General features: G+C 64.4%; 13 protein-coding genes. 6 read left to right on the forward strand and 7 right to left on the reverse strand.

What is annotated here, in order from left to right:
* Positions 1 to 96 precede the first annotated feature (96 nt).
* Genes ON058_RS00310 through ON058_RS00330 form a run of 5 tightly spaced genes read right to left on the reverse strand, consistent with a single transcriptional unit; the run spans position 97 to position 4269 of the window.
* Complete coding sequence (locus ON058_RS00310; protein ID WP_274667041.1) at positions 97 to 369, reverse strand: hypothetical protein; 273 nt, start codon at positions 367 to 369, stop codon at positions 97 to 99.
* A gap of 44 nt (positions 370 to 413) precedes the next feature.
* Positions 414 to 1118 (reverse strand): phosphatase PAP2 family protein, encoded by a 705-nt coding sequence (locus tag ON058_RS00315; protein WP_274667042.1) that lies wholly within the window; start codon positions 1116 to 1118, stop codon positions 414 to 416.
* 27 nt (positions 1119 to 1145) lie between these two features.
* Complete coding sequence (locus tag ON058_RS00320) at positions 1146 to 2801, reverse strand: ABC transporter permease subunit (protein ID WP_274667043.1); 1656 nt, start codon at positions 2799 to 2801, stop codon at positions 1146 to 1148.
* Positions 2801 to 3760, reverse strand: coding sequence for an ABC transporter ATP-binding protein (locus ON058_RS00325; RefSeq protein ID WP_274667044.1), 960 nt, complete (start codon positions 3758 to 3760; stop codon positions 2801 to 2803). Before ON058_RS00325 ends, ON058_RS00320 begins: the two co-directional genes overlap by 1 nt.
* Positions 3757 to 4269 (reverse strand): GbsR/MarR family transcriptional regulator, encoded by a 513-nt coding sequence (locus ON058_RS00330; protein ID WP_274667045.1) that lies wholly within the window; start codon positions 4267 to 4269, stop codon positions 3757 to 3759. Before ON058_RS00330 ends, ON058_RS00325 begins: the two co-directional genes overlap by 4 nt.
* Before the next feature lie 166 nt (positions 4270 to 4435).
* On the opposite strand from ON058_RS00330, the gene ON058_RS00335 reads away from it, so the two are divergent.
* Positions 4436 to 6601 carry an RNA degradosome polyphosphate kinase gene (locus ON058_RS00335; RefSeq protein WP_274667816.1) on the forward strand — a complete coding sequence of 722 codons (2166 nt, stop codon included), beginning with the start codon at positions 4436 to 4438 and terminating at the stop codon, positions 6599 to 6601.
* The gene (locus ON058_RS00340; RefSeq protein WP_274667046.1) at positions 6598 to 7569 is read left to right on the forward strand and encodes an NUDIX domain-containing protein; all 972 of its coding nucleotides are present in this window, start codon (positions 6598 to 6600) and stop codon (positions 7567 to 7569) included. Before ON058_RS00335 ends, ON058_RS00340 begins: the two co-directional genes overlap by 4 nt.
* A 429-nt stretch (positions 7570 to 7998) precedes the next feature.
* Here the strand turns inward: ON058_RS00340 and ON058_RS00345 are convergent, their stop codons facing one another.
* Both ON058_RS00345 and msrB read right to left on the reverse strand, forming a co-directional pair.
* Positions 7999 to 8628 carry a hypothetical protein gene (locus ON058_RS00345; protein ID WP_342452933.1) on the reverse strand — a complete coding sequence of 210 codons (630 nt, stop codon included), beginning with the start codon at positions 8626 to 8628 and terminating at the stop codon, positions 7999 to 8001.
* A gap of 5 nt (positions 8629 to 8633) precedes the next feature.
* Entirely contained in the window at positions 8634 to 9059 is a 426-nt protein-coding gene (msrB, locus tag ON058_RS00350) for a peptide-methionine (R)-S-oxide reductase MsrB (protein WP_274667047.1), read from the reverse strand.
* 492 nt (positions 9060 to 9551) lie between these two features.
* On the opposite strand from msrB, the gene ON058_RS00355 reads away from it, so the two are divergent.
* The 4 genes from ON058_RS00355 to ON058_RS00370 are packed head-to-tail and all read left to right on the forward strand — an operon-like array spanning position 9552 to position 13364.
* A complete protein-coding gene (locus ON058_RS00355; RefSeq protein WP_274667048.1) occupies positions 9552 to 10568 on the forward strand; it encodes a siderophore ABC transporter substrate-binding protein in 1017 nt (338 codons plus the stop codon).
* 3 nt (positions 10569 to 10571) lie between these two features.
* On the forward strand, positions 10572 to 11558 hold the full coding sequence (locus ON058_RS00360; protein WP_274667049.1) for an ABC transporter permease: 987 nt from the start codon (positions 10572 to 10574) through the stop codon (positions 11556 to 11558).
* Positions 11545 to 12609: an iron chelate uptake ABC transporter family permease subunit gene (locus ON058_RS00365; protein WP_274667050.1), complete on the forward strand. Its 1065-nt coding sequence runs from the start codon at positions 11545 to 11547 to the stop codon at positions 12607 to 12609. Before ON058_RS00360 ends, ON058_RS00365 begins: the two co-directional genes overlap by 14 nt.
* Positions 12606 to 13364 (forward strand): ABC transporter ATP-binding protein, encoded by a 759-nt coding sequence (locus ON058_RS00370; RefSeq protein ID WP_274667051.1) that lies wholly within the window; start codon positions 12606 to 12608, stop codon positions 13362 to 13364. The genes ON058_RS00365 and ON058_RS00370 overlap by 4 nt, the downstream gene beginning before the upstream one ends.
* The last annotated feature ends 4 nt before the right edge of the window (positions 13365 to 13368 follow it).

Raw genomic sequence — 13368 nt, forward strand, 5'->3', positions numbered from 1 at the left:
CGGCCACCACCCCATCCGCGTCAAATGGAGCCATCTTCCTGTTTCAGTTAGCTGAAACAACCAAATGGCTCCATTTGGCGGGTAGAGGTTGCGGGTTCAACTGGACAGGAGCAGCACCAGCAAGCCCGCAAACGCCACGGAGCCCACGAGTAGACCAAACATCCACGCTGTTGCACGCGCCCATTCATCGCCGCGGAGCAGGCCGCGCGCAATAGCGATTCCGCCGAGCGCCACGAGTAGGCCCACGACAATGCCCAGGAGCCCGGCCCACATGGCTTCCCATTCGGCGGCGTTGGCCAACATCAGCAGGACGAGCGCACCACCTGCCACCACTCCGAGGGCACCGATGCCCCATGCCACGACCTTCATACCGGCACCCTAAACAGCGTGACGCGGGGAGACTGCCATGCGTGTCACTTTGCGTCCGAAATGTGACCCTTATCCGCTGTGGGACGGCTATCGAGCCAACGATCTGCACAGATCACGAGCCCCAACGTGAAGAGCCCCACGAACGCTCCCGCCAGGACGTCGGTGAGGAAGTGGTAGCCCAAGTACATCCGGGTAAACCCCACGGTGGTGATGATGAGGGCCGATGCGAGGGCCCAGCCCGCGAGTAGCCGCCGGGTTCTGCGGCGGCGCCACAGCAGGTAGCCCGTGACGAGGACGAGCGTGGCGGCACCAGTGGTGTGGCCGGATGGGAAGGAGAAGGACGTTTCGAGTCCGGGAACTGCTTGGACGTCTGCCGCGGGGCGCGCTCGCCCCACTGCCACTTTGGCGAGCAACGCCAATCCTGACGCGACGCCCATGGCGCCTATGAGCAGCAGCGGTTCGCGCCAACGCCGGGTCCGCCAGCCCCACACACCGCATCCCACGGCAACCACCAGCGGCAACACGGTGGTGCCAAACAGGTTGGTGATGAACGTCATGATGGCGGTGACACCGTCCGTGCGATGGTCGGCGAGCCATTGGATCAGGGGTTCATCGAGACGCACAAAGGCATCCTGTTCGAGGACCTCGTCGAGGATTTGCAGGAAGCCGAACGCCCCTACTGCCGCCGCCAGAAGCCCTGGTAGCCACACGCGAACCCACGGCGGGGCGGAAGACCAGAGCCGATGCATCGGCCCAGGCTACGCCCCGCCGGGACACTATCCGCGTAGGTCGCGCCGCTGATAGGCCGCTACACCGAGCGCGACCAGCACAGCGCCAGCACCGATCAACACGGCGAACCCGCCCCAGGCCATGCCCACGTCGAGGGGGTTGTCGTGGCCGTAGTAGTAGAACGGTGAGATGCGGGCCCAGTCGGCGTAGTCGGGGTTGACGGGGATGAACGAGTTGATTCCCCACCACAGTGCGGTGAGTCCCGCGGTGCCGGCGACAGCCCACTGGGACCGTCCGCTGATCGCACCAATGGCGAACGCCACGCCGCCCAGGCAGATGCCGAGCGCGGCTGTCATGAGCCCAGCGGCGCCGATCCCCACCCAGGACATCCCGAGCCCTGCAACCAGGTTGCCGAGAGCGAGCCCGAGCGCGACCAGCACCCCGACGAGCACGGCGGCGAGCGTCATGGCGAGGGCCTTGGACCAGGCGAGCCGGGCCCGGGACAGGGGCAGGGTGCCCAGCACGGAGATGGTGCGCTTCTTTTCTTCTGCGGCGAGCGCTGCACCTGCGTTGATGGCGACCACGGCCACGATGAGCGGCCCCACGATGGAGAGGACTTCCGCATAGTAGAAGCCTTCTGGGGTGGACATGTCTGCGTATCCGACCATGGCGAGGATCGCATCGGGCATGGAGTCCACGAGTCCGGAGATGTCGGACCCGATGGCGTTGTACAGCACTCCCACGACGGTCGCCTGGAATGCCACAAAGGCGCCGCCCAGGAGGACAACGGGGCGCACGTCGGAGAACGCCTTGGAGGTGACGCCGCGGGTGGATCCGGAGCCTGCGACTCGGCTAAGTGCGTGCGCGAGGCGGGGGTCGGCTTTGAGCCGTTCCAGTAGTGGGGCTTTGGCGGTGCCGGAGCCCAGGTCACGACGGTCCACGATCCACAGTGATGCCGCGACCAGGACGACAACGATGCCGGCGATCACAAGCAGCGGGATGCCGTCCACTCCGTTGATGAGCGGCTGGGGTCCTTGCAGCCAGTACCAGGGCGACCATTCCGCGAGCCAGTCCCAGCCGGGGAACAGCGGTGCCATACCTGCGACGAGGAATGAGATGACGATGAGCCCCACGGTGGTGCCGGATGCTGCGCCACGGTTACCGGTAGCGGCGCCCAACAGTCCCGCGAACGCGGTGAAGAACAACGCGACCACCACGAGGTGCACGGTCGCGGCAGGCACGTTGATACCCACCAGGTCTTCTCCGGACAGGACTGCGGCAAGCCAGTAGGAGCCGCTGGCAAGAAGGGCCGATGCGATGACTACCGTGGCGGCGGCAGCGAGCTTGGACCAGAGGAGACGGCGGCGGGACCGGGGGATGGAGGCGAGGACGTTCATGGTGCCGTCGGCTTCTTCTCCGGCGATGGCGGCGGCGGCCATGGAGAGCCCGATTCCGGCGATCACGAATGGCCCCATGAAGTTGAACATGTTGGACAGCATCATGCCCACCACGCCACCTTCCGAGGAGATGCCGGTGAGGGAGAGGTAGGCCTCTGGCATGGCGTCGATGAACTCCATGGCGTCGTCGCCCATGCCGGAGAACGCTGCCACTCCCATCCAGGCCACCAGGAACAGTGCGCCAACTCCGATGAGGGCGCCTGTCCACCGGTCACGCAGTGTTTTCAGGTAGACGCTGCGGAGCATTATGCGGCTCCGTTGGTGTTGTCGAGGTCGGCGTTGTCCAGGTCGGTCGCGTCTCCGGCGGCGACCACCTCGTCGCGGTAGAACTCCAGGAAAATCTCGTCGAGGTCCACGGAAGCCGATGCGACGGACAAGACATCATGTGCGGTGGCCACGGCGAGCAGGGGTGCCATGGAGCCTTCGTACTGGGCAGTGACGGTGGCGCCTTCTGCGGTGGCTTCGTGCACGCCTTCGACGCCGTGGAAGACGGTGGCGGGGACGGGCTGCGAGAACTCGAGGGTGATGCGGCGCAGTGCCTTGTCTTGCAGTTCGCTCATCTTTTCTACGGCGATGAGGTGGCCGCGACGAATGAACGCCACCTTGTCCGCGACGCGTTCGACCTCAGAGATGGTGTGGGACGACAAGAACACGGTGCGACCCGCATCGGCCGTCTCCTTCAAAAGAGTGTGGAACTCCAGCTGCACGAGCGGGTCCAGGCCGGTGATGGGTTCGTCCAGGATGAGCACCTCGGGTTGGTGCATGAACGCCTGGATGATGCCCAACTTTTGGCGGTTTCCGGAGGAGTACTCACCCACCTTCTTGGACAGGTCGGCGTCGAGCCGGTCGGTGAGTTCACGGACCACGCTCCAGTCGACGCCGCCACGCAGGTTCGCCAGGTACTTGAGGGTCTGCTCTCCGGTGAGGTTGTTCCACAGCGCCAGGTCTGCGGGGAGGAAGCCGATGCGGCGGTGGATTTCGACGGCGTCCTGACGGCTGTCGAGGCCCAGGACTCGGCAGGTGCCGGAGGTGGGCCGGATGAGGTCAAGGAGGGAGCGGATGGTCGTGGACTTACCTGCCCCGTTGGGGCCGAGGAACCCGAAGATCTCCCCCGGATGGATCTCGAAACTCACGTCGTCAACGGCGGTGAAGTCGCCGAACTTCTTGGTGAGGTGATCCAGTTCGATGCTGGGGGTCGCGGTCATGGCCGCTCCTTTCGTTGAAACTCTTCGCGTTCAAAGTCGGCGTAGCGGGCGAGCACGTGGGGCCATTCCTGTTCAAAGAAGCGCACCACGGTGTCGAGGGACTCCACACGGTCGGTCCTGGTTTGGGGCCGGGCGGCGAGTGCGGCATCGGCGATCACTCGAAGTCCTGCGATGCGGGACTGTTCGGAGCCGATGACGGCGGACCACACGTTGACAGGTAACTGATATCTCGCGGACCGGGAGCCTTGCTCACGCACTTTCTCCACCAGGCCCATCGTGACGAGCGCTTTGAGTTGGGTGGAGACGGAACCGGCGGACAGTTGGAGCTCGCGTGCAAGTTGCGCTTGCGTGAGTGCGGCGGGCTCGCAGGTCATGAGATGCCCCAAGATGATGCCGGCGGCGTGGGAGAACCCCACCGCTTCCCAATATTGAGCAACCGCGGTGACATGTGGCTCGGGCCCCGTCGAGTCTTGCTCGTTGGGGCCGGGGACGTCGGCACGCTCTGTCATGTTTCAGTAATATCTGAAATCACTGAAAGTGACAACTTCACAGACACGAAACCTCAACGGCTAGTACCACGTCACATTGCCGTGCCACGATGGGGCCATGACGAAAACTCCTCCTGCGTCCTCACCTGTCACCGGTGACCCCGCCGAGTCCGAGGAGACCTTCGCCATGCCCACGATCTCCGCGGACCTCGACGAGCAGGAACCGGAACCGCAAGACCTCCCCGAAGACCGCTTCCTCGACCGCGAGATGTCCTGGCTCGCGTTCAACGAGCGCGTGCTCGAACTCGCCGAAGACGAAGGCACCCCGTTGCTCGAACGAGCGCGGTTCCTCGCGATCTTCGCATCCAACCTCGACGAGTTCGTCATGGTTCGAGTCGCCGGACTCAAGCGCCGCATCGCCGCAGGCTTCGCCGTCCCCTCCGCCACCGGCATGAGCGCCACCCGCCTTGTCGACGTGCTGCTCGACAAAGCCCACCAACTCATGGACCGCCACGCCGCAGTGTTCCAAGGCCAAGTCGCCCCCGCACTGTCCGAAAACGGCATCTGGATTGTGCGCCACGACGAACTGGGCGACTCCGAACAAGAGCGCCTGCGCAAACTGTTCCGCTCCGACATCTTCCCCGTGCTCACCCCACTCGCCGTGGACCCCGCACACCCCTTCCCCTACATCTCCGGGCTCTCCCTCAACCTCGCCGTCGAACTGCGCGACCCCGACTCCGGCAAGAACCTCTTTGCCCGCGTCAAGATCCCCGAGACTCTGCCCCGCTTCCTCTCCGTCGACTCCGACGGCCACGCCGCCCAGGTCACCGACGCATCGGCCCTTGACGACGAACCCCGGTCCTTTGTGCCGCTCGAAGATGTCATCGCCGCGCACCTCGACTACCTGTTCCCCGGCATGGAAGTCACCAGCCACTACACGTTCCGCGTGACCCGCAATGAAGACGTGGAAGTGGAAGAGGACGACGCCGAAAACCTCCTCAAAGCCATGGAGAAGGAGCTACTGCGCCGCCGCTTTGGGCCCGCGGTGCGGCTCGAAATCGTCGAAGACGTCCCCACCCACATTCACGAACTCCTGGTCCGCGAGCTCGGCATCACCGAACACGACGTGTTCACCCTGCCCGCACCACTGGACCTGACCGGCCTGAACGTCATCGCAGACCTGGACCGCCCACGCCTCCAGTTCCCCGCCTTCCGCCCCACCACCCACCACCAGTTGGCCCCCGTGGAAACCGCGGAAGAACAGAACGTCTTCCAGGCCATTCGCCGCGGAGACGTGCTGCTGCACCACCCCTACGACTCGTTCTCCACCTCGGTCCAGGCGTTTCTCGCCCAGGCCGCAGTGGACCCCAAGGTCCTCGCGATCAAGCAAACGCTCTACCGCACCTCCGGCGACTCCCCCATCGTGGACTCCCTCATCGAGGCAGCCCGCAACGGCAAGCAGGTCGTGGCACTCGTGGAAATCAAGGCGCGCTTTGACGAACAGCGCAACATCTCTTGGGCGCGCAAACTCGAACAAGCCGGCGTGCACGTCGTCTACGGCCTCGTGGGCCTCAAAACGCACTGCAAACTCTCGCTCGTTGTCCGCCAAGAAGACACCGGCCTGGTGCGGTACTGCCACGTCGGAACCGGCAACTACCACCCCAAGACCGCACGCCTGTACGAAGACTACGGACTGCTCACCAACGACGCGGAAGTCGGCTCGGACCTCACCAAACTGTTCAACCAGCTCTCTGGCTACGCACCCAAAGCGAAGTTCCGTCGCCTCATCGTGGCCCCCACCGGAGTCCGCATGGGGCTCATTGAACGCATCAACACTGAGGCCGACCGCGCCCGCGAAGGCAAGCCTGCCTGGGTGAAGCTCAAGGTCAACTCCATCGTCGACGAAAAGACCATCGACGCCCTTTACCGCGCCTCCCAGGCGGGTGTGAAGGTCGACCTTGTGGTGCGCGGCATCTGCGCACTACGGCCCGGCGTCCCCGGCCTGAGCGAGAACATCCGCGTCCGCTCTGTGCTCGGACGTTTCCTCGAACACTCCCGCATCTACGCCTTCTGCAACGACGGCACTCCTGAGGTGTTCATCGGATCCGCCGACCTCATGCACCGCAACCTGGACCGCCGCATCGAGGCGCTCATCACTATCGAGGTCGACCAGCAGCGCGAACTCCTCATTGAGAACATCGACATGGTGATGTCCCCCGAGTTCTCCGCCTGGGAACTGGGCGAAGACGGCGTCTACGTCAGGTCCGTCGAAAACGCTGAAGGCGAACGCCTGCGGGACGTCCAAGACACCTATATCAAGCGCCAGCCCAAGCGGAGGGCCAAGCGGAAGTGACGCCGTATCCGCCCGGAACCGTCATCGCTGCAGGAGCCTTGGTGTGGAGAATCCGCCACGGCGAACTGCAAGTGCTTGCCGTCCATCGGCCCCGGTACAACGACTGGTCGTGGCCTAAGGGCAAACTCGACGAAGGCGAGACTCTTCCTGCCTGCGCGATCCGTGAAGTCGCAGAGGAAACCGGCAAGCAAGTCATTCTGGGTCAGCCGCTTCCCACACTTCGCTACCCCACGGGCGGCAAAACTAAAGTCGTGAAGTATTGGGCGGCACAGGTTGCACCCAAGGGCGCGGTTTCCGTTGCTGCCCGGCCCGCAGTGAAGGCTGCCTCGAAGAACGAAATCGACAACGTGCGGTGGCTCACCGTCGATGAGGCACGCTCCCGCATCACTTTCCCGGAAGACCTACGGCCCCTGGAGGTCCTGGTCGAAACGTATGCTCGCGACCGGCTCGACACGCGCGCATTTGTGCTGGCTCGACACGCGCGAGCCAAGCGCCGCAAAGCCTGGGAGGGCGAGGACATCGAGCGCCCCATCACCAAAGCTGGAGCCGCCCGCGCTCAGCAACTCGTGCCGCTGTTCGCAGCCTTTGGTGCGGGCCGCATCGAGTCCTCCCCCGCGGAACGCTGCATGGCCACGGTGCGGCCCTATGCGGAAGCGACCGGCCAAACCATCAGGGAACACCCCGCGCTCACCGAACCTTCACACGCGGACAAACCCCTCCGCACCGCAGAAACCTTCGTCAAGCTCCTGAAGAAGCCGTCCTCGCGAGTGGTGTGTGCGCATCGGCCTACCCTGCCCACGATTGTGGAGATGCTGCGCGCCGCCACCCGCTCCTATACGCGCGGCGCCTTGCCTCGCAAGAACCCGTACCTGCCGGCAGGCGGGGTGTTGATCGCGCACGTCGCAGACACCGAATCAGGGCCCATTGTGACGGCGATCGAGACGCACCTGCTGCACGTGCATCCGTAGCCACACCCCCACCTCCCCTGGCCGTAGATCCACGGCGGGGATTCGCGCGTTTCCGCGCGCTGGCCGTCACTCTTGGGCGGTCCGCGAACATGAGAACGGACACCGGACCGGGAGCGCCAGTCGGCGCGAAGGCCGCTCGTGGCGGCTGATGTTGGAGCCCGGGGCTACCGCGGTCCGATGCCCTACATCTACTGTACGTCCCCCGGCGGTTTCTTGGGTCCACGGGAGACGCTGCCCTAGAGAATCTGCCCCTGGAGCAGGGACGATGTTCCCAAGTGACTGACATTTCTAGGCTCGCAGGGCGACACGCCGGCTTGCGGGCGCTACCGCACCGGAACTCAGTCAGTTGGGGACGCGGGGCGCGGCTCACCACGCGGGGGAGGCAAGGTCACGACGGCCACACTCACGCCGCGGCACGGGTGGAGCGAGTTAGTCGAGCCGTTCCTCGCGCCACAGTGCCGCGCACTTCTCGAGGTCCTCGCCGGTACGCAGCAGCTGCGCGGCTCGCAATGAAGTCTGGTGGGCGCGCTTGTCGTGGTGGCCGTCGTCTGATTCGGCTTCGAATGCCGCTCCGGTGGCGACCACTCGGCAGAATGCGCCGGCCCGTTCCAGAGCCACTGCCAGGTCTCCGGAGAAGACCCCGGACAGCACTGAGTCGGCGAGGGCGCGCACTTCGGATGGTCCGGGTGGGTCTTCCACTCCGGCGATGGCGTGGCGGACATGTGCGGCCTGGACACCGTGGTGGTAGGAGCGTGCGACGGCGTCGGCGTCGAATTTCACCCATTCGCGCAGCATGTAGATCCGCCATAGTGCGCCGGGCAGGGTGTGTGATCCCGCTTTGGACCACATCATGGCGACGGTGTCGATGCCTTCTTCGTCGACGAGCGCCACCAGGCGGGCGGTGAGTTCGGGGTCGCGTGAGGCACGTGCTTGGGACACGAGTGCGAGCGCGGTTTCGTGTGCGATGAGTCCGCGGTCGGCGGGGTCGATGTCGCCTTGGATTTGTTCGGCCTCTTCCATGTCGAGCATGGCTGGCCGGCGGAAGCGGGGTTCTACCAAGGGCTTTAGTTCTCCTGGTCGTCGAAGGTGAGGCAGACGGAGTTGATGCAGTAGCGGTCGCCGGTGGGGGTTTGGGGTGCGTCGGGGAACACGTGGCCTAGGTGGGAGTCGCAGGTGGCACAGCGGACTTCGGTGCGGACCATGCCGAGCGAGACGTCTTCGCTGAGGACGACGGCGTCGTTTTCGGCGTTGAAGAAGGAGGGCCAGCCGCAGTGGGAGTCGAACTTGGTGTCGGAGCGGAAAAGTTCAGCATTGCAGGCGCGGCAGCGGTAGACGCCTTCACGCTTGTTGTCGAGGAGTTCGCCGGTCCAGGCACGTTCGGTTCCGGACTCGCGGAGCACTTGGTATTCCTCGGCGCTGAGGAGTTCACGCCATTCGGCGTCGGTGCGCTGGATCTTGGGGGTGTTGCCGGTGGGCCGGACGTCGGTCATGATGCTCTCCCTTGTGGCGGCGGCCCGTAGGCCGCATGTTGAGGAACCCGCCCCGGCGTGCGCTCCCGAGCGTCTGGGACGGCTCCAGGGTATGCACTGTTCCGCACGCGTTGGGCACCGCGCTGACGTCACGGCCGGCTGAGGGGGGATTCGGCCGGACATCGCGCGGTGCCTCTTTGCGTCCCGTGCGGCGTCTCGCCGTGGCGGGTTCATATGGTGTGACGCTCGTGGGCCGTGTTTTGTTCCCTGTGGTGGAGGGCCGATGCGAGATTTCGCTGGGAGCGCACGGTTCGGTCTGGGGTGGGGGTACCGGTGGCGGGGGTGGATGGCGAGCGCCCATCCGCTGGGGGCAGCAAGGTCACATTTCCACAACATCGGCCTTACGGATTTCCATTTTCGCAACTTATCGCTACTGTAATTCCCGTTGCGCCTAGTAAGGCTCACCTTACCGACGTTGATGTCGCATCCACCCTCCCCTACATCAGGAGAACCATGTCTGCTGTCAAGAACCTGCGTGTTCCAGCCCTGCTGGCCGCCACTGCCGTAGCGCTCACCGCGTGCGCCACCGACTCCACCGACGAGGCCGGCGCATCGGACGCAACCACCGCTGAGCCCACGACCACGGCAGTTGCCGAGGCCGCGGAAGCTCCCACCGAGGTCACCGTCCAGACCGCCCAGGGTGAAGTCACCGTTCCCGTCAACCCCGAGAACGTCGTGGTGTTCGAGCACGGCATCTTGGACACCATCCAGGCGCTGGGTGCTTCCGACAACGTGGCTGGCATCCCTCACCACGCTCTCCCCGAGTACCTGGCGACGGACTTCGAGACCTCGACGGAAAACACCGGAACGCTCTTCGAGCCCGACTACGAGGCCATCAACGCCCTCGAACCCGACCTGATCATCGTGGGTGGCCGCTCGGCCGCGACCATCGAGGACATGTCGGCCATTGCTCCCACGATCGACCTGTCCTTCGGCTGGGGCTCCGCTCCCTTCCAGGAGTCCTTCGTCCGCAACACCACGTCGCTGGGCCAGATTTTCGACGCTGAGGACGAGGCACAGGCAGCTATCGCCGATGTCACCGCCAAGGTCGAGGCCACCGCTGCGGTTGCCGCTGAGGCTGGCCCCGGTCTGGTCGTCATGACCTCGGGCGGCGAACTGTCCGCCTACGGCCCCTCCGAGGAAGGCCGCTACGACTTCGTCTACAACCTGCTGGGTGTGGTCCCCGCCGCCGAACAGGTCGCTATCGACACCCACGGTGACGCCATCTCCTTCGAGTACCTCGCCGAGCTGGACCCGTCGCTGCTGATCGTCCTGGACCGTGACGCTGCCATCGGCACCGAAGGTGCAGAGTCCGCACAGGCTGTTCTGGACAACGACCTGGTCAACGGCACCACCGCAGTGTCCAACGGCGACGTCGTGTACGCCGACACCGCCAAGTGGTACCTCTCGTTCGGCGGTCTGACCTCGGTCAACTCGATCGTCGACGAGGTTTCCTCGCTCGTTGGCTAAGTAGTGAAGCTTTCACGCTCAACCGTCGCGGCCGTCGCCCCCTGGGTGGCGGCCGCGGCTGTGCTTCCCTTGGCAGTCGTGTCGGTGTTCGTGGGTGCCGCAAACGTGGACTTCGGTGCGCTGTGGTCGGACGAGCAGTCACGCCAGTTGCTCCTGCAGTCCCGACTGCCCCGCACCTTCGCCATCATTTTGGCGGGTGCAGCCCTCGCCGTCGCTGGCTTGATCATGCAGCACCTCGCGCGCAACCGGTTTGTGGCGCCCTCGACGGCCGGAACGGTAGACGCGGCAGCGCTGGGATTGCTGACCGTCACGATTCTCACGCCAGGCATGGCGGTGATGGGCAAGGTGCTGGTGGCTTGCGTCTTCGCCCTCGCGGGCACTGCGCTGTTCGTGATGCTGATCCAGCGTGTGCAGTTCAAGGACGTTATTTTTGTGCCGCTCGTGGGCATCGTGCTCGGTGGCGTGTATGCCGCAATCGGACAGTTCTTCGCGTACCGCACCAATCTGACGCAGACCATGAGCGTGTGGATGAATGGTGACTTCTCCGGCATCATTCAGGGCCGCTACGAGACCCTGTGGCTAGCCGGTGGGGTTGCTTTGCTGGCCTACTTGTTTGCGAACTGGTTCACCGCTGCAGGCATGGGCAAAGACTTCGCCACCAACATTGGCGTGAACTTCAAGTGGGCCATGGCAGGCGGCCTGAGCATTGCCGCCATGGTGACCGCTGTGGTGGTGACCACCGTGGGCGCGATCCCCTTCCTGGGTCTGATCGTCCCGAACATCGTGACCATGATTCTGGGCGACAACTTGCGCCGGATCCTGCCCACGACCGCGCTGGCCGGTGCCGCACTTGTGCTGGTGTGCGACATCGTGGGCCGCGTCCTGATCTTCCCGTACGAAATCGCCGTGGGCGTGATCGTCGGCACCATTGGCTCGGCGATCTTCCTGGCCCTGATCTTGCGAAAGAGCAACCGCTATGCCGCCGCGTGAGGAACACACCATCGTATTGGAGACGGAAGCGGAACCCGCATCGGAACCGGACGGCGCGCGTCAGGACTATGCCGGCGGGGAGCGGTCCGGCTTTGCGTTGACGCCGCGTCAGAAGCGCGTGTTTGTGACTCTCGCCTTGCTGCTGGCGGCGTCGCTCGTGCTGTTCTTGACGTGGGATGTGAACGGCCATTGGGACTTCGCGTTGCCCCGTCGCAGCGAGCAGATTGTCGCGCTTGTCATCGTGGGCTTGGCCGTGTCGACGTCGACGGTCGTGTTCCACACGCTGACCGCGAACCGCATCCTCACGCCGTCGATCATGGGTTTCGATGCCCTGTACGTGCTGGTGGCAACGGCGCTGGTCTTCATGGTGGGATCCGCCACCGTGGCTCAGATCGACCCGCTCGTCATGTTTGGTCTCAACACTGCACTGATGATGGGCTGTGCCACGGCCATTTATCAGTGGATTTTGGGAAGTGGCGAGCGCGGGCTCTACACGCTGATCTTGGTGGGCGTGGTGGCGGGCACGTTCTTCACCTCGCTGACGAACTTCATGTTCCGCACCATGGACCCCAATGAGTTTGACTCGCTGATGACCACGCTGTTCGCGTCCTTCAACGCGATCGACACCACGTTGTTGTGGATCGGCGGCGGCCTGCTCCTTGCGGGTGTGGTGGTCGTGTTCCGGCTCGTTCCGCGCTTGGACGTGTTGGGGTTGGGCCGCGAGCGTGCGATCACGCTGGGCTTGGACTACCGCAAGACGGTGACGTGGCTGTTGCTGGTGGTCGCGCTACTGGTGTCGGTGTCGACGGCGCTGGTGGGACCCATTACTTTCTTGGGGCTCTTGGTCGCCAACTTGGCGTATCAGCTGACGCAAACGCATCGGCATTCCGTGAACCTGGTGGCGGCAGGCCTGGTGTCGATCATCGCCCTGGTGGCGGGGCAAGCAGTTTTGGAGCACGTGTTGGACCACAACGGCACGCTGGGCTCGATCATCAACGTTGTGGGCGGCCTGTACTTCATTGGCCTGCTACTGAAGGAGGCACGCTCGTGATTACGATCGACGCACTTACGAAGGCATACGACGAAACCGTCGTGGTCGACCACGTCAACCTGCAGCTGCCTGACTCCGGGGTAACGTCGCTCATTGGGCCCAATGGTGCGGGCAAGTCCACGTTGTTGTCGATGGTGTCGCGCATTCTTGGGGCCGATGCTGGCTCGGTGTCCGTTGAGGGCGTGGACGTGTTCAAGGCCCCCAGTAAGCAGGTGGCGCGCAAGTTGTCGATCTTGCGTCAGGACGCTCACACCACGGCACGCATCACGGTGCGAGAGTTGGTGGAGTTTGGACGCTACCCCCATTCGCACGGGCGCCTCACCGCTGACTGTCATGCAGCGGTGGCGGAGGCGTTGACGTACTGCGACCTTGAGGACTTGGCGGAGCGGCCCATTCACCAGTTGTCGGGCGGTCAGCGCCAACGCGCGTATGTGGCGATGGTGTTGGCGCAGGACACGCGTTACGTGTTGCTGGATGAGCCGTTGAACAATCTGGACATGGTTCACGCCACTGGCTTGATGCAGTTGCTGCGCCGGCTTGCGGATGAGAAGGGCAAGTCCATTGTGCTGGTGCTGCATGACGTGAACTATGCGTCGGTGTACTCGGACCGCATTATCGCGATGCGCAACGGCGCGGTCGTTCACGACGGACCGCCGGAGGCCGTCATCACTGATCACGCGCTGGGCGATGTCTATGGCATGGAGTTCTCTGTGCACACCTTGGGCGGGGACCGTATCGCCGCCTACTTCCGTTAACCAC

Origin of the sequence: Demequina sp. B12 (assembly GCF_028823635.1) — a bacterium.
Taxonomy (GTDB): domain Bacteria; phylum Actinomycetota; class Actinomycetes; order Actinomycetales; family Demequinaceae; genus Demequina.

Excerpts from the sequence above, each read along its gene's own strand:
- ON058_RS00325 (WP_274667044.1), bottom strand. The coding sequence starts at position 3,760 with ATGACCGCGACCCCCAGCATCGAACTGGATCACCTCACCAAGAAGTTC.
- msrB (WP_274667047.1), bottom strand. The coding sequence starts at position 9,059 with ATGACCGACGTCCGGCCCACCGGCAACACCCCCAAGATCCAGCGCACC.
- ON058_RS00320 (WP_274667043.1), bottom strand. The coding sequence starts at position 2,801 with ATGCTCCGCAGCGTCTACCTGAAAACACTGCGTGACCGGTGGACAGGC.
- ON058_RS00335 (WP_274667816.1), top strand. The coding sequence starts at position 4,436 with ATGCCCACGATCTCCGCGGACCTCGACGAGCAGGAACCGGAACCGCAA.
- ON058_RS00315 (WP_274667042.1), bottom strand. The coding sequence starts at position 1,118 with ATGCATCGGCTCTGGTCTTCCGCCCCGCCGTGGGTTCGCGTGTGGCTA.
- ON058_RS00310 (WP_274667041.1), bottom strand. The coding sequence starts at position 369 with ATGAAGGTCGTGGCATGGGGCATCGGTGCCCTCGGAGTGGTGGCAGGT.
- ON058_RS00330 (WP_274667045.1), bottom strand. The coding sequence starts at position 4,269 with ATGACAGAGCGTGCCGACGTCCCCGGCCCCAACGAGCAAGACTCGACG.
- ON058_RS00355 (WP_274667048.1), top strand. The coding sequence starts at position 9,552 with ATGTCTGCTGTCAAGAACCTGCGTGTTCCAGCCCTGCTGGCCGCCACT.
- ON058_RS00365 (WP_274667050.1), top strand. The coding sequence starts at position 11,545 with ATGCCGCCGCGTGAGGAACACACCATCGTATTGGAGACGGAAGCGGAA.